Here is a 25301-nt window from a genome sequence, read left to right as displayed (position 1 = left end):
TGCGTATTCCGGTGATGGTGAACACCGATTCCGGTTTTATCGTGAACACTTAAATTCCACGCATTGGGTTCATGACATTTTTAACCTAAGTGTTCACGATGGTCAATTTTAGATTGAATTTTTCTCATAGACTCCCCCTTTAATTTTATCCGATGAGCATTGTGCATTAGTCGATCTAAAATGGCATCGGCTAAGGTATTATCGCCGATGGATTGATGCCATTCTTCGGTGGGTAATTGACTGATGATGGCGGTTGATGAACTGCCGTGCCTATCATCCATGATCTCCATTAAGTCATTTCGTTGTGCCGCTTTAAGTGGCTCAAGCCCCCAATCATCTAAAACGAGTAAGTCGATCTTAGCGAGTGACTGTAACATTCGACTGTAAGTGCCATCTGCTTTGGCTTGTGTCAGCGCAAGCATCAACCTTGAGAGTCGGTAATATTTAACGCTGTAGCCTTTCATGCATCCTGTATGCGCAAGCGCACAAGTGATATAGGTTTTACCGCTACCGCAAGGGCCTGTGATCAGTAAGTTTTGTGATTTATTCAGCCAATCACATTGCAGTAGCGATGCCATCATCGATTGATTGAGACCTCGCGGGTGATGATAATCTATGTCTCTGGCGTTAGCGGCTAATTTAAGTTTTGCCGCTTTAAGTAAGCGTTGTTGTTTTCGGCTCTCTCGGTCTTGGGCTTCACTGTCTGCTAGCAGTTGTAGTCGCTCATCGAAGGACAACCCTTCATAAGTACTTGGTTGTTCCATTTGGCTCACTAAGGCGTTGGCCATACCACTGAGTTTGAGTTGACGAAGCTGAGTTATCGTTTGTTCTAACATAGAATTTCCTTACCTTAATGGAAGCTTTTAGGACCACGGATATTTTCATGGGATTGTGGCAATAACGTCGACGGCTCTTCTTGCGTTCGCGGCAATTTATCTTGGTTGCTACTGAGTATGTCTTTGATATGTTTTAACCGATATAAACTGTATTGATTGGCTATCGCACAGGCGTTATTGAGCCGATCGGCGGGATAGCTTCTTGATAGGTTGAGTAAGCCTAAGCACACACGATACGCTTGTTCTTCATGTTGTTTCTGTGCCAATTGTGCTTTCACCCAGAGCAAAACGTCATCTCCAATATCTTTCGCCCAATTCATTAAACGCCCTGGTGACCATTTATGATGCTTCTCATGCTTTACAGGCATGTGCTCGGATGTGGTGGTCATGCCCGGATGATATTTTCTCGGGTGACTGGTGATGCGTTTATGCTTGAAATAAGCCTCAATCAAGTTGTCTTTGGCATGAAGTTCAAGCTTTTCACCCACCAAGTGATGGGGTACCGAGTAAAGATGGTTATCATACTGAACGTGATAATCAATATTCACTTTGACGTGTTTAATATCCGTGAATTGATAAGCTAGTTTGGGCATGGGCGCGAGGGCGGGTTTGTCGATTGACTCGAACCATGATTGTCGTGTCCCACTCAGTTGCTTAAAGGGCTTATTATTGACCTCAAGCAGTAAGGCTTTGATGCAATGGTTTAGCTCAGCTAATGAGAAAAAGGTTTGGTGTCGTAACTTGGCGAGTATCCAGCGTTCAATGATTTGCACGCCCACTTCGGCCTTGGCTTTATCTTGTGGTTTTCTGGGACGAGCAGGCACAATCACGGTGCCATAATGCGCGGCCAATTGCTGATAACTCGGGTTAACATCAGGGTCGTAGCGACACGCTTTACTGACACCACTGCGTAAATTATCGGGGATAACCATGTCAGGTATACCGCCGATAAATTCAAATGCTCGCACGTGACTGCCGATCCAGTCGGGTAGACTTTGGCTCCAGGTTGCTTCACAAAATGTATAATTTGATGCGCCCATCACCGCCACGAATATCTGGGCGAACTTCACTTCACCCGTCGCATTACAAACAATGGGCATCGTTTGACCCGCATAATCGACAAAGAGTTTTTCTCCTGCTTTATGCACTTGTCGCATCGAACGTTTTTGCTTTTTAAGCCAGGTCATATAGCGATCGCAGAACTGAGAATAGCTGTAACAACGATTCGGATATTGCTGAGTATATTCTTCCCAGAGTAAGTTCTTGGTGACGCCTTTGCCCGTTAATTCTTTTCGAATGGCTGGCCAATCTGGCACTTCAAATCGCTGGGATGGCCGAGTGTCGGCGCGAGGATAGAACTGACTAGCAAGCACAGAATCATCAAGCTCGTCGGGCAGTGGCCAACTTAACGATAAAGCTCTGGCTTTAGTGAGTAGTTTTTGAATACCACCGACACTGATCTTAGTGCTGGCACTTATTTTTCTGACACTGAGTTGGGCAGCAAAATGTAGCCTCAACACTTCTCGAATTTTACGCATTGTGATCCTCTTAGTCGCCATATCCCTTCCTCAGTAATACAAAAAGGAAATAGCTTAACAAAGTAATTAATAATCAATGCGTTGAAATTGTACTGGTTTGGTGTGAACACCGATTCCGGAAAATCAGTCAAAAGTGTTCACGATAAAACCGGAATGAGCGTTCACGCTAAAACCAGAACGGGTGTTCACGATGGGCCGGAATCACTGTTCACGATGCTCCGGAATATGCACGAACCCCAACAACAGATGCCGGAAAGGTAATTAAGGTTGGGAAATCGATACTATTGAGCCAGCCCCACTTCATTTGTGGAATGTTGATAGGGCGTATGCCTGTTAATATCATAAATCGAGCAGCATTTTTTTGATGTATATTTGGGGCCGATGCGAGGTTTATCCATAATTCAGCTATCGAATCTAAGTCAGTATAAACTTGGCAAGGGCGAGGGCTTTCTACACGGTCAGATACGTAAAAGTCATCGATATCAGCTGCTGGGTTTCTACCTGAGTTAAATTTGTTTTTAGCAAATCGCCATACTCTTCTAATTTGTGCAAAAAGCTCGATTGCTTGGTTATTGGACTCTGTCTTGATAATTAAATCTACAATCTTTTCTAACTCTCCAGCTGTAAGAGATTGGAACGCACGCTTAAGTGGGAAATGATGCCTGAGCTTTTTTATTCTGCATTGATATGTTCTGAGCGATGAAGCTGCAAATTTGGTAGGTGCGGTGTTATGGCGCTCTATTAAGCTTTGTTCATATGCATCAAACACAGTTTTAATATTATGATTATTTAAAACGCCATATTTCATTTGTTCAGTGAGCTTACGCGCTTTTGCTATTGTTAATTCAGATGCTTCACCTAACTTGGTATTAGCTATGCCAGATGATTTAGGGAAAGCTGAGTAAAAAGATACTGTTCCAGATAGGGTAAATATAAGACGAAGATTGTGTTGTGCCTCATATTTCGATAATCGCTTCGTATCTTGCTTCTTAACCTCTTGTTTTGATTTTTCTTTTTCCTCAAAAAAGATGATTTGAGAGGCCAAAATAACACAGCGATTTATGTGCTGCATAGAAAATGGCGATTTCAGTTGCTTCCATTCTAGTTTCGCTTTCGTGTATTGAGCTTTGGTAAGCGTTGATAGTGATTTTTTCACTTTGATTAAACCTATATAAATAAAGGCCTTGCGGCGATTTTTATTGATTAAGATCAACAAAGCAACATAGAAAAATAGGCATAATTCGCGGCTGTAATTTACACCCAAAAATAAAAATTTGTGTTACTAATTTGTGTTACGATTTAATGAAAAATAGCGGTTTTTTATTAAACTAGAACTGCACAAAAGTTAGCCTTTACACACATTTGTTTTTACTTATCTTTTTGTTTTATAATGATATTAATTGAAAAGGCTAAAAAGTGGCTTTACTCATAAATAGCAAATGCATTAACTGTGATATGTGCGACCCCGAGTGCCCAAATGAAGCCATTTATATGGGCGCTAAAATTTATCAAATAGATTCAGATAAATGCACCGAATGTGTGGGTCATTACGACAAGCCAACGTGCGTGAGCGTATGCCCCATTGATTGTATAAAGCCCGACCCTAATCACCGAGAAACTATAGATGAGCTGGCAGAAAAATATGTGAGGTTAATGGGTTAGTTACTTAATATGTAGATTAATTATATGTTTTTCTGAGAAAGCTAAGTGCATTGTAACTAATTAGTTATTGTTTATTTTTGGCATAGTTCCCACATACAATTAAAAAAGGATTTAAAGTGCTCTTGAGCGAAATTAAAAATATAAAGAGCTTTCTTGGTGCCCAACTTTATTTTCAGCTAAATGGCCGAAGCTTAAATAATTTAATAGCTAAAGAGTAAAGGTCACAAATATACAATCTTATAAAGTATTATAGGGTTATTGAATATAAGAGATGACTTTATGAATACATTATACATTACTGGAGCAGGTGTAAGTGCTGCTAGCGGTATTCCCACCTTTCGCGGTGAAGATGGCTTTTGGACTATTGGTAGTAAAAACTATACGCCAATGGAAATGGCGACACGTGCAATGTATGAAAATAATCCAAGTGAGTTTTTAGCTTGGTATTATCATCGCTTTGCAACTTATCGTCATCATGGTCCTAACGAAGTGCATCATTGGCTTAGTGATAAAAACTTAATAACTCAAAATATTGATGGGCTAGATGGTAAGGCGGAAAATAAAAATTACATTGCGATTCATGGTCGGCTTGATCAAATGACTGTATTTCATCATCAAGGTGATAACGTTACACCACAAGCTACGCTATGGAGTAATGTTGATGAGAGCAACTTACATCGCTCTCTACTTGCGTTATTCAATATTGAAAACCATCAGCCAAAGCTTAATCATTCTTTAAAGCCCTTTGTGTTGTTATTTGATGAATATTACACTGAGCTATACCGCATTACTGAAGCGCAGCAGCGAATGATTGATGCCGATAAAATGGTATTTATGGGTACCTCGTTTAGTGTAAACATTACCCAAATGGCATTAGAGATTGCACGTAATTACGCTATTCCTATTGAAATTGTTGACCCTGAACCTACTCATGTACTGCACTCAAATGTAAGTTATAAAAAAATGACTGCATTGGAGTACATACAGCAACAAGGTTAAAAGTACTTATGTACTATGTAAAATAGATTACGTGTTACTGGTATACACCATCAATTATGCATTATTAATAATCAGTACAGCTTAGGCTATGTTATTGTTAGCCTTTAATTCACACTACGTACTGGTTATTTTAAGTACTTAAATACATTATAAGAAGACGACAGCAATGTTGAGCATTTCACTTGGGCCTTTGGTTATTTCTATTTCACAGTTGATCATTTTTTTAGGGTTAGGCATTTTTTGGGGGCTTACCTATTTATTAACACGCCAACATCCATTAAAAAAAGCGATTTTAGATACGGTTTTTAAAGCAATTGTAGTGGGCTTTTTAGTCTCGCGTTTAGCGTTTGTGTTTACTATGTGGGATGCCTATCAAGGTAACTGGTGGCAGCTTTTTAATATTAGCGATGGTGGTTTTATTGGTTATTATGGTTGGCTCAGCGGTATAGTGGTTTTAGCGTTTTATGCACGTGGTAAAAAAGCGGTAATGAAAAACTACGCTATTGCTGGGTTTGTTGGTTTTTGTTCAATGATTATTCCTAATTTTGCGCTGTCTATCTACCAAACGGGTGTGCAGTTACCGCAGTCTGTTGTGCATAATATTCAAGGGCAGCAAGTTAACTTACAAAACTTCAAAGGTAAGCCGGTGGTGATTAACTTTTGGGCGTCGTGGTGTCCGCCGTGTCGAAAAGAAATGCCGGTACTGCAAGCGGCTCAAAAAAATAATCCAAACATTACAGTGGCGTTTGTCAATCAAGGTGAAGACTTACACACGGTAAAAGCGTTCCTTGATGAACAGCAACTCGACCTTAATCATGTGTTTTTTGACCAAAGCAGTAATGTGAGTCGCGAATCAGGTGCTGCGGGCTTACCAACCACTTTGTTTTATAATAGCCAAGGTGAGTTAGTCACCAGCCATATGGGAGAACTTTCTCATGCGAGTTTAGGTTATTATATTCAGGCTATTAGTGATAAAAAATAACGGTGTATTGCTGTTTAATCGCGTCATTCCTTTTTTATGCTCTTTTAATAAGCAGCTAAATAGCAATTTTGCTGCTTAACTTCCTACCTTTATTCGAATTGACTATTTATTGATAAATTATTCAGTTACTTGTCAGTTTGTATTAACAAACTATTAAGTTTGGTTGTGTAAAATACAGCTACTTTTTTCGTATCAACTTTCCTTGGTACGCTCATCTTTAAGTATTAACTGTATTTTAAATGGAACTGTTAAAACTATGACCGCTCATCGGATAACCCACGCTGTACATCACTCTCTTCCACTTTTTATTAAATCAACGCTATGCGTGTCTATTCTATCTGTTATCAATCATGCATATGCTGATGAAGCAGAAGATAAAACATTAAAAAGCAAAGATATGGAAGTCATTGAGGTGCGTGGTATTCGTTCCAGTATGGCGGCTAATTTAGATATAAAACGTTTGTCTAGCTCTGTGGTTGATGCGATTACAGCGGAAGATATTGGTAAGTTCCCTGATAAAAATGTCGCAGACTCATTACAACGCGTACCAGGGGTAGTGATTGACCGTGACGGAGGCGAGGGCTCATCGGTAAGTATTAGAGGGTTATCATCTGAACTCACCTTTTCTCAGCTAAATGGTAATTTTATTGCGTCATCACCAGGTGAGCCGTCTCGCTCATTTGATTATGCATTACTGCCCTCAGCCATGATTGAAAGCGTGGAAGTGTATAAATCGCCAGAAGCGCGTTTAGATGAGGGGGGCGTTGGCGGTACAGTATTAATGCATAGCCGCAAACCGCTGAGCATGGAGGCAAACTCTGGGGTAATTAACATTGAAAGCACCTATGCCGATGTGACTGAAGAGTCTGAGCCGCAGTTAACTGCGCTTTATTCTTGGAAGAATGAGGCTGATACCTTTGGGGTGTTGCTTGGTTATACCTCGCAAAAACGCACTAACCGCACTCTCTCAGGAGGCACAGATGCAAACGTATGGCGCTTTGCCGGTGATAACCCGGTAGATACCAATGGCGAGCTGGTTGAAAACAATAATCAGTGGGACTCAATAAGTGATGCTCAGGGTAATAATTATAACGATGTTTGGTTTCCTCAAGTGGTTCGTGGCTCAATTGTAAACGAATTACGTGAGCGAGAAGGGGTGCAATTTAGCACGCAGTGGCGCCCAACCAGCCGCGTTGAAATTGGTTTTAACTATTTTGGATTTTCACTAGATAAAAATAGAACTGAGTCGGTGATTGATATACCTGAGTGGTCTTTAAATCCTGACTTTTTAACCGATGTAAGTTTGGATGAGTCGGGCACTATTATCAATGAGATGCAATTTGATGCAGCTGCGAGTGGCGCAGAGAATGATATGCAATTGCCGTGGATGCGAGGCCGTTATGTGCGTGAAGAGTCGACCTCAGACACCTTCGATTTTAATTTAACCTATGAAGGCGATTATTTTAAAGCCCGTTTTGTGGCGGGCAATACGCGCTCTGAAGGCGGGCCAAAGGAGAGTTGGGAAGCGGCGTATAAAAGTTCAAACGCCGGTGAAAATGAAAGCCGTATAGAAAATGCATCGCAAACAGCGGGTTGGCAAATTAATGAAAACGATATTAGTTTAAATATAGACCCTAATACGCTATCTAACTTACTAAATGGTGTGGGCGGAGGGCGCGATCCAGGCTCGTCAAATTCAAGCTTTGTGCGCAGTGAACTCGAAGAAGATTACTACCAAGCTGACTTTGATATTTATACCGATTGGGGAATTTTAAGAACAATTAAAACCGGCGTAAAGTACCGAGAAGCTACGTTGCATCGCGAAACCGGTAATACCTTCTTTTTAGATCCTAATTTTGATATTGCCGCAGCAGAAGCCAGTAAGGGGGGGATCACACGTTTTGACAGTTATCAGTGGAACAACGGTATGCCATTAGCACAAGACGTGTTTATTAACGAAGGTAACATTGCTGGTGGTTTTAATATAAACCAAATGCCCGGTATTGATTGGCAAAAATATCGCGATATTGTGACCAGTCATTATGTGCCGTATACACGCAAAGAAGATAACTTTATTTATGATATTGAAGAGCAAATAGCGGCGTTTTATCTGCAAGGTGACTTTGAGTTTAATAGCGTGCGCGGTAATTTAGGGGTGCGTGTGGTGCGCACTAAAACCATGACATCATCAACCGATCTATATACTTATTTATTAGATCATACCAATGATGACACCGGCGAGCCGGTAACGGGAGATGATCGATTTGTTGAAGACTATCAACTTATTACTCAAGAGAGTACCGATACTCAAATTCTTCCTAGCTTTAATATTGCATGGGATATAAGTGATGATGTAGTGGTGCGAGGCGCGGTTGCTAAAGTGATGTCTCGCCCTGATTATGCCGATTTAGGCGCACAACAACGCATCACGTTTGTCTCAGATGAGTGGGCAGACGATAGAGCTGAGTTTAATGAAATTCCGGGTTTTAGTGGCAGTGGCGGTAATAAAAACTTAAAGCCATTTGAGTCGGTGCAAGCTGATTTATCTATTGAATATTACTACAGCGAAGGCTCTGCCATTGGTTTAGCACTGTTTCATAAAACTGTTGATAATTTTGTTGTACCCTTAGTCATTGATGTACAACAAGATTTTGCTGGTAAAGAGGGCATTGTTGAGGCAGGAAATATTACTGTATCGCCATATAGCACAGTAGGTAATGGCACTGATGCCGTATCTAAAGGGGCGGAAGTATTTATACAGCATGCCTTTGATAGTGGTTTTGGTTTTTATGCAAACTACACTTATAACAAAACCAATAAAGCCGATGTAGAAGTGGATGGTAAAGAGTTTGGTAAATCGCCACTAATAGGCAGTGCTAAGTATCAATACAATACCTCGATATATTATGAGGGAGATGCCTTTAATATTCGAGCTTCTTATAATAAACGCGGTGAAACTGTGTTGGGTTTAAATAGCGGCTTTAATGTATACCAAGACCCATACGAGCAAGTTGATGTAAATGCTTCGATTAATTTATTAGAGGATTTGAGTTTGACCGCTGCAGTTATTAATTTAACTAAATCTGAGTCGGTAAAGCGCCTAGGTAACGATACAGAGTCTCGGTTATTAAACTCAAGCTATTCGGGAAGACGTTATTATGCGGGCATAAACTACCGTTTTTAAGCTGAGTGTGTTGAGTTTAGGTAAACAAGCTGTTTTGTTGCTGTTTTAGCTTTTTCTTGTAAGTTATTACTTTATAATGAGCGTTATAAAAATTATAGAATTAATATTAACAGGATTGAAATGAGTGATTTAACGGCAATAGCCAACTTATCTATTTTATTAGTTGAGCCTTCTGAAGTTCAACAAAAGCTAATAAAAAAATCACTGGCTCAGTGCGGTGTTACACAAATTGAAACGGCCAGCACTCAAGAAAACGCGCTGGCTGCTTTATCAAATTATCACCCTGATTTAGTCATTAGCAGCATGTACTTAAGTGATGGCACAGCTGATTCTTTATTACAGGCAATACGCAGTAATAGTAATACCGAGCAACAGGCATTTATGTTGGTATCGAGCGAGCGTAATAAGCGCCATTTAGAGCAACTTAGGCAATCGGGGGTATTAGCGATTTTACCTAAACCGTTTAGTGCCGACGAAATAACCCGAGCGCTTAAAGCGACTTTGGATATTATTAGCGAGCAAGAAGTGGAACTAGAGCACTTTGATGTGACGCTTCTTAGAGTGCTTGTAGTTGATGACAGCCGTTTTGCACGAAAACACATAATACGAGTGCTAGCGGGGATGGGAATTCCAGCACCAGTAGAGGCCGAAGACGGTAAACAAGCAATTGAAATGTTAAACAGCCAATCATTTGATTTAATTGTTACTGACTACAATATGCCAGAAATGGATGGTAAAGAATTAACTGAAACGGTAAGGCAATCGAATGCGTACTCGCATATTCCAATCTTGATGGTGAGCTCAGAAGCTAACGATACCCATTTAGCTAATATTGCTCAAGCGGGTGTGGACGCAATATGTGACAAACCGTTTGAGCCCGCTACTGTGCGTGATTTACTCTTTAAAATCATGAGCTAAAACATAACTATAAAAGCACTTTTTAACTAAAGTGCTTTTAAGTAACGCAATGAAAAATTGAGCAGCTTGGCGGCCGGCAAGGGCTTACTTAAATAAAATCCTTGAGCAATATCGCAGTTTAGCTCGTTGAGTAAATCTAGCTGCTCTTTGGTTTCTACCCCCTCAGCCACTACTTTTATTTCTAGGCTGTGTGACATAGCTATGGCCGCTTTCACTAAATTACAGTCTGCCTTGTTATCTGTTATGCCAGTAATAAAGCTGCGGTCAATTTTTAGCACATCAAAAGGGTATTCTCGTAAGTAACTTAATGATGAATACCCTGTGCCAAAGTCGTCCATTGACAGTTTTATGCCCAGCTCATCAATTTGCAATAAGGCATCATGAATTGACGCTTGGCTATTCATCAGCACCCCTTCGGTAATTTCCAGCTCTAAACATTCATTATTAATACTATTTTTATGCAGAGTGTGTTTAATTATATTGACCAGTTCAGGGTCTCTGAATTGGCGCGGTGATAAATTAATCGCCATGGTATAGTTTTGCTTGTTAATTGATTGCCATTCATTTAAAAAGCGTAAGGCTTGTTGAAGAACAAATACACCAATAGGCGTAATTAAGCCGGTTTGCTCTGCAATTGGGATAAACTCATCTGGGGTTATTTCCCCTAACACTATATTATGCCAACGAAGCAAGGCTTCAGCGCCAACGATGGTGTTTGTTTTTACATCTATTTGTGGTTGGTAATAAAGCTCAAATTCATTACGCTCCAGTGCACCATGCATTTGCTCTTCTATTTCAAAGCGGCGGCGCATGGCGACGTTCATTTGTGGGGTGAAAAAAGAGGACGTGTTTCGCCCCATAGTTTTTGCTTGGTACATAGCGGTGTCGGCATTTCGTAACAACACAGAGGCGCAGGTGCCATCCTTAGGGGAAATAGCAATCCCAATACTTAATGTTAGTATTAAGTCTCTACCTACAAGTTTAAAGGGTTTCCTAAATGCTTGAAGTAACCGCTCAGCAATCGCTAAAGCATCGTTTTCATCATTTAAATTGGATATTAAAACAATAAACTCATCGCCGCCCAATCGGCCTATTGTGTCACTTTTTTTAAGTGTTTGCTGTAATCTTGCTGCTGCCGCAATTAATAGTTCATCACCGACTTCATGGCCTAAAGAGTCATTCACTTTTTTAAAGTCATCAAGATCTAAAAAGAACACCGCGGCTTTTTCGTGGCTCTTTTGTACTTCCAGTAATATTTGTGATAAGCGGTCTAGAGATAAAAAACGATTAGGTAAATCGGTTAAACTATCAAAGTGGGCCTGATGGCGAATTAGTTCAGCGGAGCGGTGTGGTTCGCTAATATCACGAATAATCACCATAATTTGGTTTTTTTTGGGCAGTAAGCGTAACCTCGCTTCGTAATAAATTACGCCTTCAGGCATGCTTAATTCGTATTCAAAACTGACCATACTGTCTTGTGCTATCGTTTTTTCTATATGAACCTGAAACTTTTCCGCTACTTTTTCAGGTAATACATCCACCATTTTTTTACCAATAAACTGGTTAGGTGAAATATATAAATCGTTTTCATTATTTGCATGGTAGTCAGTAATAGTGCCATTTTGCTCTAGTACAAAAAATAAATCAGGAATTGCCTCAAATAAAGTTTTGAGCATGGTGGCATTAAATACGGCTTCTGCTTGTGCTTTGTGAACCTCAGACAGATCAATATCAATACAGTACATTTGTTTGGTATTGTACTGATTGGTAAACATAACATGGCTTGAAAATACGGCTACATCATTGCCATTTTTATGGCTGAGTATGAGTTCTGATGCGGGAATTTCGATATCATACTTAATCCAATTACTATGCGCTTTAATAACGGGCTCTCGCATTGGCGCGGGTATAATTAAATCTTCGAGTTTTTTGCCAATGGCTTCTTGGTGTGTATACCCATAAAGTAATTCGCTGCCTTTATTCCAATAAATAACACGTCGTTGCTCATCGTAACCTTGTACTGAAATAGAATCGACAGCATCAAAAAGTTGATGCAACGGGTCATTAGTAACATATTGATGAGCTGGCATATTATTAGTTTTATTGGGAGCCATTAAATGGGTTCCAGTTATTGAATTACTTTTTTATATAATAGACATAAAGTTGTGATTTAGCATGGTAAGCGGCGTTTCAATAAGTGATTTTTTATTGATTGAGTAGATAGTGATTTGAACAAAGCACAGGTAAGCACTTTTATAGTAAAGGCCAATAAACATTGGCCTTTATATTTTATTAGTTGGTGGGCATTAAATAGATTTCGCGTACGCTATTACGCTGGTTGGCCTCAATAGCAAATAATACCGCATCGGCCACATCTTGTGGGTCGAGCTTATCGGGTTTTGCTTCATCAAAAAATGGTGTATTTACCATACCTGGCGCAATAGTGGTACAGCGACCATGCCATGGTTTCATTTCCTCTGCTAGGTTTTGACCAAAGCCATGTGCAAACCATTTAGTGGCACCATATATAGAGCCATCAATGGGTCTTCTTCCTGCTGCAGAGCTGGTTAAAATAAAATGCCCTTGGTTTTCACGTAAATGAGGCAAAGTGAGTTTAGCAGTCCAAAGCAATGCTTTAATATTAAGGTCAACCATGGCTGACCACTCATCGGGGTCGCCATTTTCGGTGCCAGGTGATGATACGCCCATGCCCGCGTTAGCGAATGCAACGTCTAATCGGCCAAATTTTTCAATGCCTTTACTTACTACACTCTCAAGCTCGCTAAACTGAGTGGCATCGGCTGAAACGCTAAATGCATTTTCATGGCCTAATTCGTTAACTAGTTTATTGAGTTTATCTTCACTGCGCGCAGTTAATATTACTTTGTGACCATTTTTAACTAATGTTTTAGCGGTCGCCTCGCCAATACCGCTCGATGCGCCGGTAATTAAAATTACTTTATGTGTTGCCATGGTTTGTCTCCTTTTTTGGAATTCAGCCAAGCTTGAGTGTATAGACTCAATTAAATGAGTTAGTTAGGGTTAATTGAGTGATAGTAATGTCGTTTAAGCATGCTATCAGGAGTAATTCATTACCCTAATAGATAGAATCATATTTATTTGAATAGTTAAGCTATAAGTATAATTATATAAACTTAACCTTAATTGAATTTAGAGAGATTAGCGATAAGGGTTTGAACGTATGTTTCAAACCCTAGTAGCCGAAAGCAATTAAGCTTCTAGTTGAAATGGGTATACCGATCCTAGGCTAAGTAACTGGGTTAACTCATCAAGGGCTTGGTAGCTTTCGGTAAGTAAAGCAGGGTCTGCAAAGTCGTTGGCACCAAGCTTATCGCGGTAATGGCGCGTAGCCCAATCACATAATTGAGTATACTTTTGCTCATTTAAGATCACATCAGGATTTACCGCTGCTAATTCGTGGCTGTTTAATGCAACTCGTAATCGCAAACAAGCAGGCCCACCACCATTTTGCATACTTTGGCGCAAATCAAAAAACTGCACTTGATTTATGGGGTTATCGGCAACAATTAGCTCTTCAATATACGCTTTTACAGCAGGATTACGCTGGCATTCTTGTGGGGCAACGAGCAACATTTTATCGTCACTAAGGCTAACCAGTTGGCTATTAAATAAATAGCTACTAACGGCATCTTGAATACTCACTTTGCTGGTTGGCACTTCAATAATATAAAGCTGTTTGTTACCTACATAGGCTTCGCGGATATCGTCTAATGCTTGCGTTTGATTTAAAAACGCCTGCTGATGGCATAATAAAACATTAGCGTTACCCACCGCGATTACATCATTATGGAACACCCCTTGGTCAATCACATCAGGGTTTTGTTGTAATAGTATTTGGCTGGTATCTTTTATATTGTGCAATCGACAAATGGCTTCAGACGCTTCCAAGGTTTGCCTTGCAGGGAACTTAACGGGTTTAACAAGCTGACTGTTAAAGGCACTTGCACCAAATACAAATAATTCTAGCCCGGTTTCACCATGGCTGTCGCACAGGCGAGTATGGTTTGCTGCGCCTTCATCACCAAAAAAACCTTGCTCAGGCAAATGTGAATGGTGTGCAAAGTATTGTTCGTTATTAAACATCGCTTTGAGCAAACGTGTAGTGGTGTTTGGCTCTAAAGAGCGATGAAATTTATTATTTAGATTAGCCGCAGTGAAGTGTACTTTGCCGTCGTTAGTATCAGGTGAAGGCGATACGGTGGCTGCATTAGCGGTCCACATGGCTGAGGCAGAGTAACAAGCGCGCAATAAAATAGGATCGGCTTTAAAGGCTTTATTAATGACTTGTGCATCGTTGCCAGTAAACCCTAAACGCCGCAATACATTTAAATCTGGGCGAGCATGAGGCGCAAATACCCCTTGGGTTAAGCCTTTATCGCGCATGGCTTTCATTTTAGCCAAGCCCTGCAATACTGCTTCTTGCGGATTTGAAAAGCTCGCCGCGTTATTTAACGAGGCAACATTGCCATACGACAAACCTGCGTAGTTGTGAGTAGGGCCGACTAAGCCGTCAAAATTAACTTCTAAAGCATGCATACACGTTCCACTAACCAATTAAATAGTCTTTTACAATACAACGCTATGACTTAGCTTGCAAAGTCTGTTCAAAAATAGTTTTTAACGCGAGTAGATACGCTCTTTCTCACTGGTGGTATGCGTATTTGTTGGCTCATTAACTTGCCACACTGTGATATCTAAGCGCCATAAAAAATAAAGAGTGTTGTATAAATTAGACATAATTTTTTTCCTTGGTGTAACTAATGACAATTAAATATAAGGAAGAAGTATGCCAATTGTTTATTGAATATTTTATGAATATAAATCAGATATTTACTATTATTTCTTTAATACCTAGTTTGGTTGAGGCACCAAATTGGGGGAGTGATTATAAAATATGCACTTTTTTGGTGTGATGTTATAAAGCCCTGCATTACATGACAGGGCTAGGGTAATTGCGTTAGGTTATTAACGACCTACTTTACCTTTTACAAGGGGCGTAAACGACATCACTTTAAACTTATTAGGGTTTTGAGTTTTATCATTGCTTAACACCGGCGAGTTGTGCAAATCGTTTACTGTAAAATATATTTTATGATCTGCACCATAACTAAAGCCATCTGGCCAGCTTAGGCGATCATCTTTAAATAACACTTCATAGTCGCCATTTGGTTTTACGACGCCAATTGCACCATTGGTTATATCGGTCACATAGACGTTACCGCCCCCATCCACCGTAATGCCGTCGGAAATGGGTTTAGTGCCGTAGCGCATTACTTTAGCTTCTAGCGCTTTTGCTGAAAGCTGCTCGTTGTTAATTGCGCTGGTGGCAATACGATAAACCGAAGTCCCCGACATTGACCCAAAGTAAAGCCAGTCTTCGTTAGGATCAAGCGTAATTGGGTTAACACCTAAACGCGCAGGTTGTCCGCCTAGGCGCATTGTTCGGCCATTAATAACCATATCAATATTTTCGGCGGTGGTGTATTGGCTATCTTGTAATACTCTTCGCGCTTCACCGGTTTTTAGGTTTACTATAATAATCGCAGCCTGACTGCCTTGTGCTGTATCGGCAATGTAAATAACGCCGTGTTTATTATCGATAACTAAATCGTTTAAAAACGAGGTATCGGTAATTGTTGGTTTGGCTAGGTAAATAATTTTATGCAGTTGCTCTTGGTTGGTATCCCAACCAACTAATCTCCCCGCATGATCAGGCCCTGAGGTATCAAGCATCCACAGTATGCCGTCGCTTGATACATTAACACCGAGTACCCCGTAAAAGCCTTTACCCTTGTTGTATGCGTAAGCCCATTGCTCATTAGGGTAGGGTTTAGTGGTGCCATCACTTAATAGCTCCATGATTTTTTGATTTTGCCCATAAAAACCATGTATAGATAAAAACTTACGGCCAGATGGCGTAATGGCTATGTTGCCAGGCGGGTGTTGTGCATCAAATGTCGCAACAGTGGTTAATTCACTATTATTGGCAAGTGCTCCATTACTTACCAGTAATGTAATGCTGTAAGTAATAGCAATAAGTCGTTTTTTTAAATGAGTCATTAATTAACGCCTTGTTTGTTAAGTTATAGCTGGGTAAAGCTGGGTTTTTAGTCGGTCAGATCATTGACCACTAAGTCGAGTAACTGCATTAATTGTTGTGCTTGGGTTGTGTCGATACTGTCAAATTTGCAAAAAATCCTTTTTGGGATGTCGGCAGCTTCAAGTTTTAAAGAGTGACCCGTGTGAGTCAGTTGCACCAAACGCTTACGCTTATCGTGTTCGTCTTTTATAACGTTAAGTAATGACTTGTCGGTCATTTTTTTTAATATTTGAGTAAGCGCGCCACCATCAATTGCGGTTTTATCTATTAGCTCAGCGATAGTTACTTCATCTTGTTCCCACAGCGCCATCATAACAACATACTGAGGATAGGTAAGGTTAAGCTCAGCTAGAGGTTCTCGATAGGCACGGGCTATGCTGTTGGACGCCATATATAAACGATGGCATAACTGATTTTTTAATTTTAACTGTTCAAACGACATCGCTTTATCCTTCATTTCAATACAGAGTATTTTAGTTTGCATGCAAAGTATTTGCAATCGGAATTTAGTTGATCTATTATTTTGCATGCAAAGTAATTAACTTAGAAATTTTAATCTTAGGAGTTCACTATGAATGTATTACAAAATGTAGCTTATACAGCAAAAGCAACGGCAACAGGCGGACGTGAAGGCGTTGCTAAATCGGATGATGGTCGTTTAAATATTAACTTATCAACACCTAAAGGGTTAGGTGGTGACGATGGACAAGGCACTAATCCAGAGCAATTATTTGCAGCAGGTTATGCTGCCTGTTTTATTGGTGCACTTAAGTTTGTAGCGGGTAGCGAAAAAATTGCGTTACCAAGTGATACTTACATTAACTCTGAAGTGTCTATTGGTGCGATTGATGCCGGTTTTGGTATTGCTGTAAAATTGGCTGTATCACTAGGTGATATGGACAAAGCAGCGGCACAAGCCTTGGTAGAGAAAGCACATCAAGTATGTCCATATTCAAATGCAACTCGTGGCAATATTGAAGTAGAGCTGTCGGTTATTTAATTAACCTCTTTATATTGTTTATAAAAACACGCCATGAGTGATCATTGCGTGTTTTTTATTGGGCACACCTCTAAAAGCCAAACTTGAGTTGACGCGGAAAATAGATAACTTTACCTGAATATATGAAATTTCATATATTCACTATTCCATATGTCTTTCTTTTCATATATTGTTGTTGTATGCAAAACAAGACTACACTGTATGAATCAACTAAATCCTCTGCATTTTTTTAAATGTATCGCTGACGACACCCGCTTAAAGACAATACTGCTTATTGCGCATGAAGATGAGTTATGTGTATGTGAATTAGTGGCGGCACTTGATGTAAGCCAGCCTAAAATTTCACGGCATTTAGCTGTATTACGTCAATGCGGTTTGCTTGCTGATCGTAAGCAAAATCAATGGGTGTTCTATAGCTTAAATAAATCACTACCTGATTGGGCGAAAGATGTAATTACAAAAACATTACATGCCACCCCTACATTTTATGAGCATCAATTACAGCGTTTAAATGTGATGGGCAAGCGTCCTGAGCGAATTTTAAAATGCTGTGACTAACTAAAGGAATTTTATAATGACGATTAAAGTAGGCATAAATGGTTTTGGACGAATCGGACGTTTAACCTTACGAGCGGCAATTGATTGGCCTGAGGTTGAATTTGTACATGTTAATGATGTGGCTGCTGATGCGAAAACACATGCCCATTTATTAGAATTTGACTCGGTTCACGGGCGCCTAAAATATGAGGTGCAAGCCGATGATAATAGTTTTTCTGTAGCAAAGCATACGGTTAAAGTAACGAATAATAAATCGATTGCAGAGACTGACTGGTCACAATGTGATGTGGTGATTGAAGCCAGCGGTAAAATGAAAACCACAGAATTACTCAACGCTTATTTAGCGCAAGGTGTAAAGCGTGTGGTTGTTACTGCCCCAGTTAAAGAAGAGAGTGTTTTGAATGTGGTAATAGGGGTGAACGATCATCTTTATAATCCGCAGTTACATAAAATTGTTACCGCGGCTTCATGCACAACAAATTGTTTAGCGCCTGTGGTAAAAGTATTGCAAGAAAAAGTAGGGATTAAGCATGGATCCATAACAACGATTCATGACATTACCAACACCCAAACCATTATAGATGCACCTCATAAAGATTTACGTCGCGCGCGCTCATGCGGAACAAGTTTAATTCCTACCACTACCGGCAGTGCAACGGCTATTACGCAGATATTCCCTGAACTTAAAGGAAAATTAAACGGCCATGCGGTTCGAGTCCCCCTAACCAATGCATCAATTACTGATTGCGTGTTTGAACTAGAGCGTGGTGTAACCGAACAAGAAGTGAATGGATGGTTTAAGCAAGCGGCTAATAACGAGCTAAAAGGCATTTTAGGCTATGAAGAAAAGCCATTGGTATCTATTGATTACAAAACAGACCCTCGTAGCACAATTATAGATGCGCTTTCGACAATGGTTATAAACCACACTCAACTTAAACTCTATGCTTGGTATGATAATGAATGGGGTTATGCCAACCGGACTGCTGAGCTGATGCTCAAAGTAGGACAAAGTGATTTAGTAAACTAGTTCAGGGTATTGAAGATGTTTTCGCAAATCGCCAATTTACCATCGGCTTTAAAACAGTATGGCATTATTACGGGTAATTACTGGGCTTTTACACTAACAGATGGCGCACTTCGCATGCTGGTGGTGCTGTATTTTCATCAGTTAGGGTATGGCGCGCTCGCGATTGCCATGCTGTTTGTGTTTTATGAGTTATTTGGGGTTATTACTAACTTAATTGGCGGTTGGTTAGGTGCGCATTTAGGTTTAAATAAAACCATGAACATAGGATTAGGGCTGCAAGTTGTGGCCTTAGCTATGTTGTGTGCACCAAGCGATTGGTTATCGGTAAGTTATGTAATGTTAGCGCAAGCCTTAAGTGGGGTTGCCAAAGATCTCAATAAAATGAGCGCTAAAAGTGCGATTAAATATTTAGTTCCCGAAGGTGATAATCAGCAAAGCCAATTATACAAATGGATTGCTATATTAACGGGCTCTAAAAATGCATTAAAAGGAGTTGGCTTCTTTTTAGGGGGGCTATTACTTACTTTACTAGGATTTGTTGGAGCGTTAGTTGCTTTAATTATGCTTTTAACTATCGCTTGGATCATTAGCTTAGTGTATTTAGAGGGTGATATAGGCAAAGCTAAAAATAAACCAAAATTTAAAGCGTTACTTTCTAAGTCTAGGGCGATTAATTTACTTAGTGCCGCTCGGTTTTGTTTATTTGCTGCTCGTGATGTATGGTTTGTTGTTGCATTGCCTGTTTATTTAGCCTCGCAATTTAATTGGCCACACTGGTGGGTTAGTGGTTTTATGGCACTATGGGTGATTGCTTATGGGGTAGTGCAATCTCAAGCACCAAAAATTACAGGCAAGTCACTTGTCAGTAATGATGCGATAAAGAAAGCGTTTTACTGGGGGGGAGTATTGGCGTGTGTCACCTTGTTATTAGCTTGTTTGATGCAGTTTAATATAGCTGTAAACACTACGCTAATTGTTGGGTTATTTATTTTTGGTGCTGCATTTGCTATTAACTCATCATTACACAGTTATTTGATTGTCAGCCTTGCTAAAAGTGATGGTGTTTCTTTGGATGTAGGTTTTTATTACATGGCTAACGCTGCAGGAAGACTGGTCGGGACAGTACTTTCTGGTTTTATGTATAAAGTATATGGGCTGCAGGCCTGTTTGTGGGTAAGCGCTAGCTTACTTTTGCTCGTTTGTTTAATCACTCAACGGTTAACTAAACAAAGTTAGCCGAACACTAAATACTAAAATAAGTCACTAAACGGTATTTCTGAAATATTTTATAGTATGTTCTTTTAATTGGTCTAAACTAAAAAATACATATGTAAGGTAAGGTAATTTTAATGCGGGAAATAGCGTTAGCAAAAAAGTTATTGTGGATAAGTGTTGGAAGTATACTTTTAACGGTTGTACTATTTTCAGGAATATTGTGGTCTAAATTATCATCCAGTAATGCACAAACCTCTTCAGAGGCAGAAACATTAATTGTCAGTGAAGTAGATGGTCGATTAACCGCAAATGCAGCCGCATACGGTGAGAAAATTGCGGCATTTATCAATGAAGCTTATCGGATCCCATACTCTCTTGGCAGTATTTTAGAAGACGCCGATAAAACATCCATAAACAGAGAATCTGTCGCTCTACTAAATCGCTCAATACTAGAAAGCAATGATGTTATTTCTAGTATTTACTCACAGTTTGAAAAAAATGGCTTTGATGGCAAAGATAGTGATTTTACCCAAGGGTACGATCATTCAGTTGCTGGAGCTGGCACACTAGAGGTTTATCTAACGAGAAATTCGAACGGCGTTGTTGAACAACAAGTAGTAGAAGATGCCTCAGAAAAATATGTTGATAAAATTAATGAATTCGGTTTACGTGAAGCTGAATGGTACTTGTGTGCAAAAGACAAATTAAAACCCTGTATCATGGAACCCTACCTCTATGAAATAACTCCGGGTTATTCTGAGATGATGACCTCTTTAGTGGTGCCTATTATTAAATCAGGTAAATTTGTTGGCGTAACAGGCGCGGATATTACACTACCTGTATTTCAAAAATTGACAGAAGAGCTTTCAAAAGCGCTTTATGATGGTAAAGCAAAAGTAACCTTACTTAGTCATTTGGGTTTAATTGTCGGTACGAGCCACTACAAAGAAAAACTAGGTCGCCCTTTAAAAGAAGCGGTTAGCGCTAAAAGTTATGAGAGTTATAAAGCTCTAAAAGGCACCAAAGGAACAAACAAACAAGGCGCTGAAATAATGGTGTCTTACCCGATTGAAATTAAGCTTGCTGATGTGAAATGGATGCTGCTAATTGAAGTTCCCGCTGAACTTGCCTTTGAAGGACCTATTCAATTAACTGCTGGCATGTCTGAGGCTGCAAAAGAGCTGGGTGTGATTATTTTGATCACGGGGACTGTGATTGCGGTATTGGCATTTATAGTAATGAAGCTTGTAGTAGGCAGTGTTGTGGCGCCACTTAAACAAATACAAGAACGTGTAGATAACCTAGCCAGCTCTGAAGGTGATTTAACACAAACACTACATGTGGATACGCATGCTGAGCTTATAGCTTTGGCCGGAGGATTTAATAAGTTTTTATCAAAACTGCGTGAACTTATTAGTGAGCTAAAAGCGGTCTCGGATCAAACCAAGCATCAAGGCGAAGTTACCTCAAATATTGCCGTAGAAACCAAGCATAATGTTCAGGCACAGTTTAAAGAAATTGAAAGTGTGGTGACGGCAATGAACGAAATGAGCGCGACAGCACTTGAAGTGGCAAAAGCTTCTGAGCAATCTGCGCAACAAGCTGATGAAATCAATACCTTAGTGGTTAGCAGCGAGTCGAGTTTATCTTCTGCGATGACCCAAGTTAAAACAATGTCTGAGGAAATCAAAGAAGCCAACCAAGCAGTCGAAAAAGTGGCCTCACGTAGTAATGATATTACGCAAATTTTGGATGTGATCCGAACTATTTCTGAGCAAACAAATTTACTGGCATTGAATGCCGCCATTGAGGCTGCACGTGCCGGTGAACATGGTCGAGGTTTTGCTGTTGTTGCGGATGAAGTTAGGGCTTTAGCGTCTAAAACTCGCTCATCCACCGACGATATTAGCAGCCTAATTGATAGCTTGTTATCAGAAGTAGGAAATGCCTCAACTGTCATTGAAAAAGGCGTTGTACGTGCTGAAAATGCAGTTGATGAAACTTCTACTGCCTTTGATGCACTGCACAGTGTTGTTGTAAAAGTGGATGAAATAACTAACCAAATCACCCATATTGCAACCGCAGCTGAAGAGCAAAGTTTGGTCACTGAAGAAATAAATCGTAATTTAACTATTATTTCTGATGCGGCATCTCAGCTCTCTGATTTATCTGCTCAGGCAGGCGATAGCAGCCAAGAACTCAATAAGTTGGTTGCACAGCAAGACGCTGAGCTGAATAAGTTGAAAACGTAAATTTTTTTATTTAGAGTTAAACAAGCGGCTAATTTAATACAGATTAGCCGCTTTTTTATACGCTGAATAATCAAACTGAATATAAAAAGAGTTTATTTAAGCGCAAAGACAAGCACCCAATAGGATTACAGTTTTTTGATTAGTACAAACATTTGGTTGATCATCGGCATCGCCAAATGCTCGACTGCAGGGCGATTAAAGTAACCTCGTAATCCTGTAAATTGCACTTGGAAAAATTGTGCGTATGCAGTTGCAGTTAAATCACCGCTTAGCTCACCATTTTCAATAGCGCGGGTAAACAATGTGGTTAAATAAGATTCAAATTTAGTCAGTAAGCCTGCGCTTAACTCACTTAAAGCCGTGTCTTTTTCAGGAAATTCGGTATTTGCTTTTACTAACATACAAATAGCACTTGGACTGCAGTCCTTGGTTTTAATAATTACATTTTCAACAAATGCCCGCAAACCACCTAAAATCGAATCAGAGTTTGCTATAAAGCCCTCAATTTGGCTTTTCATCTGTACGGTGTAGTCTTTTAAAGATTCACTGTATAACCCTTCTTTAGAGCCAAATGCAGAGTAAATACTTCCTGGTCGCATATTTATAGCTTCCTGTAAATCGCGGGTAGAAGTAGCATGAAAGCCTTTCTCCCAGAACAGCTGACTTGCCACGCGAACAACATGTTCACGTTCAAATTTAATTTTATTGGCCATAATAGTTTCTATTAATTTGAGCGACTGTTCAATTTTAACTTGAGCGACCGCTCAAAATCAAATAATATGTTTCTCAACACGACTTAATACTATTTATTATATAGGAGCAAAACTATGGCTGAATTTACCTTATACACGCAAGAAAATGTATCAGCAGAGGCAAAACCTTTATTAGCAGACTCTGTCGCCGCTTTTGGAATGTTGCCTAATCTTCATGCTGTGATGGCTGAGGCACCAACATTGCTAAAGGGTTATCAAGTACTGCATGAGTTATTTCAAAAAACATCGTTTAATGCACAAGAGTTAACGGTTGTTTGGCAATCAATTAATGTTGAGCACGAGTGCCATTATTGTGTGCCAGCACACAGTGGTATAGCCGCTGCCATGAAGGTTGATGAGAATATTGTGGATGCATTAGTCAATAAAACCCCGCTTGCTGATCCTAAACTTGAGACACTTCGTGAGACAACGCTTGAAATGACACGAGAACGTGGTGTGTTAAGTCAGTCACAGCAGGAAAAGTTTTTTGCAGCAGGGTATACAAAACAACAGCTTCTTGAAATTGTGTTGGGTCTTGCGCAAAAGGTGATGAGTAATTACACCAACCATCTTGCAGATACGCCTGTTGATAATGCGTTTAAAAAATTTATAAAGTAACTTAAGATCAGTGTTCTAGTTCAAAATCGTAATTATTAATGGCTAGAACACTGTTTTTTAAAGAACTAATACGTTTTTAGGTATTACAAGGCAATAAGTAAAACTTATTTAAACTTTACTTCTTTATTGCTGCGATGGTAGGTGCGAATTTGCGGCTTAGTCCATTCACCTTTTTTTAAATAACTGGTGGAAACAACAAATTGCTCATCCTTGAATTCACTAGTTGATTTAACTTTAGTGATGCCCTCTTGGCTGCCAGTGACGTCTTCATAAGCAACAAATTGTGTTGGGCTCAACACTTTCATGACTCCTTTGGTATAAAAGCCAGCCGTAGTAAAATAATAAAATACTAATGACTGTTTTTTGCGATCATAGAAAATCATTGATTCGCCCCCATACTCACCTTCATTTATAGAATGCGTAGTGCGAATGGCTTTACCATTTAAGGTGCGCTCCCATTTGGTCACATCTTGGGTTGGAAGCGGGTTTTTATCTATATGAAAATCAGCTTGCCAAGTACCTAAGTAAGGAGTGAATACCGCAAGCTCAGGCTCTAGTAAATCCGTTTTATTATTTGCTTGAATACTGAATATACATAGTGAAAACAGCAGCATCGAAGCCTTTAAATATGTCATAATTTAACCTTGGTGTTTCTTTTAATTATCTTCATTATAGGCGATTATTTTTTGATAAAAAGTAGCTTAATTATATTTTCCAGCTTGTTTATAGCCTTATTTTGGTTAGCTTACTTAAATAATGAAGTTGAAATGTACTTACCCATATATGTTTCTTTGATCAGCTGTATTACATATATATATTACGCATGGGATAAGCGAAAAGCGGTACAATCAAACCACAAAAAAGTCAGTCGTATACCTGAACGACACTTACATCTATTGGCTTTATTTGGAGGGTGGCCCGGTGCACTTATAGCGCAGCAAAGTTTACGGCATAAGTCACAAAAACGAGTTTTTATTGCAGTGCTATGGGTATGTATTGTAGTTAATATTAGTGTAATTAGTTATGCGTGGTTTGCCTATTACCGTATTTAAAATGCCTTTATTGAGCGTAATAAAGGCATTTTAAATTGATAATTCGCTTATTGCGCAGACTGGCTTAGCTGTTTTTCATCTAGCTCAATAGTTAAGATGGTTTTTTTGTCAACCGTTACCCACTTTCTATAAGTCACATAGCCTGCCTTACTTACTTCGATATCATATTTACCTGCATCTAGTTCTATAGCGTCTTGATATACAGGCACTATATTCATAATGCGTACTCTAGAGTCTGCAGGGTTAGTAATAACAGTCAGTGATATCGGCGCATTCTCTTCGCTAACTTGAGACGTTGGCTCAATAACTACTTCCTCTGGTTTATTTACACTAGAAGTTGTCGAACAACCCGTAAGTATAACGGCTGCAGCTAATAAGCTTAAATTTTTCATAGGTACTCCATTAATTATAAAAAGTCTAAATATTTTAAAATCTTGGCGGAGTGTATGATGATGAAAATGCACTCGTCGTCCTTGACTTTATTATGTATATTTTGGGTTAGTCTAATAGCTAACTAATCTATATTCAATTATATCTGTGTTATTTTTGAGCAATAAATAAGA

The 25301-nt window shown here is 39.6% G+C and carries 23 protein-coding genes; 12 read left to right on the top strand and 11 right to left on the bottom strand.

Translation table 11 applies throughout. The annotated features are described in order from the left end of the window. Nucleotides 1-80 precede the first annotated feature (80 nt). From istB to L641_RS0118635, 3 genes are all read right to left on the bottom strand, one after another. Nucleotides 81-836, bottom strand: coding sequence for an IS21-like element helper ATPase IstB (istB, locus tag L641_RS0118645; RefSeq protein ID WP_008108839.1), 756 nt, complete (start codon nt 834-836; stop codon nt 81-83). A gap of 14 nt (nt 837-850) precedes the next feature. Beyond that, nucleotides 851-2395, bottom strand: coding sequence for an IS21 family transposase (gene istA, locus L641_RS0118640; RefSeq protein WP_024600838.1), 1545 nt, complete (start codon nt 2393-2395; stop codon nt 851-853). Nucleotides 2396-2582: 187 nt separating this feature from the next. Next, entirely contained in the window at nt 2583-3530 is a 948-nt protein-coding gene (locus L641_RS0118635; protein WP_024602761.1) for a hypothetical protein, read from the bottom strand. Between the two features lie 260 nt (nt 3531-3790). On the opposite strand from L641_RS0118635, the gene L641_RS0118630 reads away from it, so the two are divergent. The 5 genes from L641_RS0118630 to L641_RS0118605 all read left to right on the top strand — a co-directional run bounded on the left by L641_RS0118630 (nt 3791) and on the right by L641_RS0118605 (nt 10119). Further along, complete coding sequence (locus tag L641_RS0118630; protein ID WP_016900100.1) at nt 3791-4036, top strand: YfhL family 4Fe-4S dicluster ferredoxin; 246 nt, start codon at nt 3791-3793, stop codon at nt 4034-4036. 279 nt (nt 4037-4315) lie between these two features. After that, nucleotides 4316-5035: a Sir2 family NAD-dependent protein deacetylase gene (locus L641_RS0118620; protein ID WP_024602760.1), complete on the top strand. Its 720-nt coding sequence runs from the start codon at nt 4316-4318 to the stop codon at nt 5033-5035. A 166-nt stretch (nt 5036-5201) separates the two neighbouring features. After that, nucleotides 5202-6017 carry a TlpA disulfide reductase family protein gene (locus tag L641_RS0118615; protein ID WP_024602759.1) on the top strand — a complete coding sequence of 272 codons (816 nt, stop codon included), beginning with the start codon at nt 5202-5204 and terminating at the stop codon, nt 6015-6017. 256 nt (nt 6018-6273) lie between these two features. Next, entirely contained in the window at nt 6274-9201 is a 2928-nt protein-coding gene (locus L641_RS0118610) for a TonB-dependent receptor (RefSeq protein ID WP_024602758.1), read from the top strand. 120 nt (nt 9202-9321) lie between these two features. Beyond that, nucleotides 9322-10119, top strand: a complete 798-nt coding sequence (locus tag L641_RS0118605) for a response regulator (RefSeq protein WP_024602757.1) — start codon at nt 9322-9324, stop codon at nt 10117-10119. A gap of 26 nt (nt 10120-10145) precedes the next feature. On the opposite strand, the gene L641_RS0118600 is transcribed toward L641_RS0118605, so the two are convergent. The 5 genes from L641_RS0118600 to L641_RS0118575 all read right to left on the bottom strand — a co-directional run bounded on the left by L641_RS0118600 (nt 10146) and on the right by L641_RS0118575 (nt 16703). Beyond that, complete coding sequence (locus L641_RS0118600) at nt 10146-12233, bottom strand: bifunctional diguanylate cyclase/phosphodiesterase (RefSeq protein WP_024602756.1); 2088 nt, start codon at nt 12231-12233, stop codon at nt 10146-10148. Between the two features lie 178 nt (nt 12234-12411). Next, the gene (locus L641_RS0118595) at nt 12412-13092 is read right to left on the bottom strand and encodes an SDR family oxidoreductase (protein ID WP_024602755.1); all 681 of its coding nucleotides are present in this window, start codon (nt 13090-13092) and stop codon (nt 12412-12414) included. A 258-nt stretch (nt 13093-13350) separates the two neighbouring features. Then, nucleotides 13351-14697 carry an N-succinylarginine dihydrolase gene (astB, locus tag L641_RS0118590; protein WP_024602754.1) on the bottom strand — a complete coding sequence of 449 codons (1347 nt, stop codon included), beginning with the start codon at nt 14695-14697 and terminating at the stop codon, nt 13351-13353. Nucleotides 14698-15126: 429 nt separating this feature from the next. Then, entirely contained in the window at nt 15127-16221 is a 1095-nt protein-coding gene (locus tag L641_RS0118580) for an L-dopachrome tautomerase-related protein (RefSeq protein WP_013462945.1), read from the bottom strand. A 47-nt stretch (nt 16222-16268) separates the two neighbouring features. Next, nucleotides 16269-16703, bottom strand: coding sequence for a MarR family transcriptional regulator (locus tag L641_RS0118575; RefSeq protein WP_024602753.1), 435 nt, complete (start codon nt 16701-16703; stop codon nt 16269-16271). 129 nt (nt 16704-16832) lie between these two features. Here L641_RS0118575 and L641_RS0118570 point away from each other — a divergent pair, with 129 nt between their 5' ends. The 5 genes from L641_RS0118570 to L641_RS0118550 all read left to right on the top strand — a co-directional run bounded on the left by L641_RS0118570 (nt 16833) and on the right by L641_RS0118550 (nt 22316). Further along, entirely contained in the window at nt 16833-17261 is a 429-nt protein-coding gene (locus tag L641_RS0118570; RefSeq protein WP_024602752.1) for an organic hydroperoxide resistance protein, read from the top strand. A gap of 201 nt (nt 17262-17462) precedes the next feature. Continuing rightward, nucleotides 17463-17819 (top strand): metalloregulator ArsR/SmtB family transcription factor, encoded by a 357-nt coding sequence (locus tag L641_RS0118565; RefSeq protein ID WP_013462948.1) that lies wholly within the window; start codon nt 17463-17465, stop codon nt 17817-17819. 16 nt (nt 17820-17835) lie between these two features. After that, on the top strand, nt 17836-18849 hold the full coding sequence (locus L641_RS0118560; protein ID WP_013462949.1) for an ArsJ-associated glyceraldehyde-3-phosphate dehydrogenase: 1014 nt from the start codon (nt 17836-17838) through the stop codon (nt 18847-18849). Nucleotides 18850-18864: 15 nt separating this feature from the next. Beyond that, a complete protein-coding gene (arsJ, locus tag L641_RS0118555; protein ID WP_013462950.1) occupies nt 18865-20085 on the top strand; it encodes an organoarsenical effux MFS transporter ArsJ in 1221 nt (406 codons plus the stop codon). Between the two features lie 113 nt (nt 20086-20198). Next, nucleotides 20199-22316, top strand: coding sequence for a methyl-accepting chemotaxis protein (locus tag L641_RS0118550; RefSeq protein ID WP_013462951.1), 2118 nt, complete (start codon nt 20199-20201; stop codon nt 22314-22316). A gap of 125 nt (nt 22317-22441) precedes the next feature. Here L641_RS0118550 and L641_RS0118545 read toward each other — a convergent pair whose 3' ends face one another. After that, nucleotides 22442-23029 (bottom strand): TetR/AcrR family transcriptional regulator, encoded by a 588-nt coding sequence (locus tag L641_RS0118545; protein ID WP_024602751.1) that lies wholly within the window; start codon nt 23027-23029, stop codon nt 22442-22444. A gap of 114 nt (nt 23030-23143) precedes the next feature. On the opposite strand from L641_RS0118545, the gene L641_RS0118540 reads away from it, so the two are divergent. Then, nucleotides 23144-23686, top strand: coding sequence for a carboxymuconolactone decarboxylase family protein (locus tag L641_RS0118540; protein WP_013462953.1), 543 nt, complete (start codon nt 23144-23146; stop codon nt 23684-23686). A gap of 104 nt (nt 23687-23790) precedes the next feature. Here the strand turns inward: L641_RS0118540 and L641_RS0118535 are convergent, their stop codons facing one another. Next, nucleotides 23791-24321: a hypothetical protein gene (locus L641_RS0118535; protein ID WP_013462954.1), complete on the bottom strand. Its 531-nt coding sequence runs from the start codon at nt 24319-24321 to the stop codon at nt 23791-23793. Between the two features lie 51 nt (nt 24322-24372). On the opposite strand from L641_RS0118535, the gene L641_RS0118530 reads away from it, so the two are divergent. Beyond that, nucleotides 24373-24738: a DUF1294 domain-containing protein gene (locus tag L641_RS0118530; RefSeq protein ID WP_013462955.1), complete on the top strand. Its 366-nt coding sequence runs from the start codon at nt 24373-24375 to the stop codon at nt 24736-24738. A gap of 47 nt (nt 24739-24785) precedes the next feature. On the opposite strand, the gene L641_RS0118525 is transcribed toward L641_RS0118530, so the two are convergent. Continuing rightward, nucleotides 24786-25130 carry a PEGA domain-containing protein gene (locus L641_RS0118525; RefSeq protein ID WP_013462956.1) on the bottom strand — a complete coding sequence of 115 codons (345 nt, stop codon included), beginning with the start codon at nt 25128-25130 and terminating at the stop codon, nt 24786-24788. Nucleotides 25131-25301 lie beyond the last annotated feature (171 nt).

It is taken from the genome of Pseudoalteromonas sp. TB41, assembly GCF_000497975.1.
Lineage (GTDB): Bacteria > Pseudomonadota > Gammaproteobacteria > Enterobacterales > Alteromonadaceae > Pseudoalteromonas > Pseudoalteromonas tetraodonis.
Note: the sequence above shows the minus strand (reverse complement) of the source record. Positions and strands in the feature narration are given on the sequence as shown.

Bases quoted from the DNA above. Each gene is read 5' to 3' on its own strand.
- istB (WP_008108839.1), bottom strand. From the start codon at position 836: ATGTTAGAACAAACGATAACTCAGCTTCGTCAACTCAAACTCAGTGGT.
- istA (WP_024600838.1), bottom strand. From the start codon at position 2,395: ATGGCGACTAAGAGGATCACAATGCGTAAAATTCGAGAAGTGTTGAGG.
- L641_RS0118620 (WP_024602760.1), top strand. From the start codon at position 4,316: ATGAATACATTATACATTACTGGAGCAGGTGTAAGTGCTGCTAGCGGT.
- L641_RS0118615 (WP_024602759.1), top strand. From the start codon at position 5,202: ATGTTGAGCATTTCACTTGGGCCTTTGGTTATTTCTATTTCACAGTTG.
- L641_RS0118610 (WP_024602758.1), top strand. From the start codon at position 6,274: ATGACCGCTCATCGGATAACCCACGCTGTACATCACTCTCTTCCACTT.
- L641_RS0118605 (WP_024602757.1), top strand. From the start codon at position 9,322: ATGAGTGATTTAACGGCAATAGCCAACTTATCTATTTTATTAGTTGAG.
- L641_RS0118600 (WP_024602756.1), bottom strand. From the start codon at position 12,233: ATGGCTCCCAATAAAACTAATAATATGCCAGCTCATCAATATGTTACT.
- L641_RS0118595 (WP_024602755.1), bottom strand. From the start codon at position 13,092: ATGGCAACACATAAAGTAATTTTAATTACCGGCGCATCGAGCGGTATT.
- astB (WP_024602754.1), bottom strand. From the start codon at position 14,697: ATGCATGCTTTAGAAGTTAATTTTGACGGCTTAGTCGGCCCTACTCAC.
- L641_RS0118580 (WP_013462945.1), bottom strand. From the start codon at position 16,221: ATGACTCATTTAAAAAAACGACTTATTGCTATTACTTACAGCATTACA.
- L641_RS0118575 (WP_024602753.1), bottom strand. From the start codon at position 16,703: ATGTCGTTTGAACAGTTAAAATTAAAAAATCAGTTATGCCATCGTTTA.
- L641_RS0118570 (WP_024602752.1), top strand. From the start codon at position 16,833: ATGAATGTATTACAAAATGTAGCTTATACAGCAAAAGCAACGGCAACA.
- L641_RS0118565 (WP_013462948.1), top strand. From the start codon at position 17,463: ATGAATCAACTAAATCCTCTGCATTTTTTTAAATGTATCGCTGACGAC.
- L641_RS0118560 (WP_013462949.1), top strand. From the start codon at position 17,836: ATGACGATTAAAGTAGGCATAAATGGTTTTGGACGAATCGGACGTTTA.
- arsJ (WP_013462950.1), top strand. From the start codon at position 18,865: ATGTTTTCGCAAATCGCCAATTTACCATCGGCTTTAAAACAGTATGGC.
- L641_RS0118550 (WP_013462951.1), top strand. From the start codon at position 20,199: ATGCGGGAAATAGCGTTAGCAAAAAAGTTATTGTGGATAAGTGTTGGA.
- L641_RS0118545 (WP_024602751.1), bottom strand. From the start codon at position 23,029: ATGGCCAATAAAATTAAATTTGAACGTGAACATGTTGTTCGCGTGGCA.
- L641_RS0118540 (WP_013462953.1), top strand. From the start codon at position 23,144: ATGGCTGAATTTACCTTATACACGCAAGAAAATGTATCAGCAGAGGCA.
- L641_RS0118535 (WP_013462954.1), bottom strand. From the start codon at position 24,321: ATGACATATTTAAAGGCTTCGATGCTGCTGTTTTCACTATGTATATTC.
- L641_RS0118525 (WP_013462956.1), bottom strand. From the start codon at position 25,130: ATGAAAAATTTAAGCTTATTAGCTGCAGCCGTTATACTTACGGGTTGT.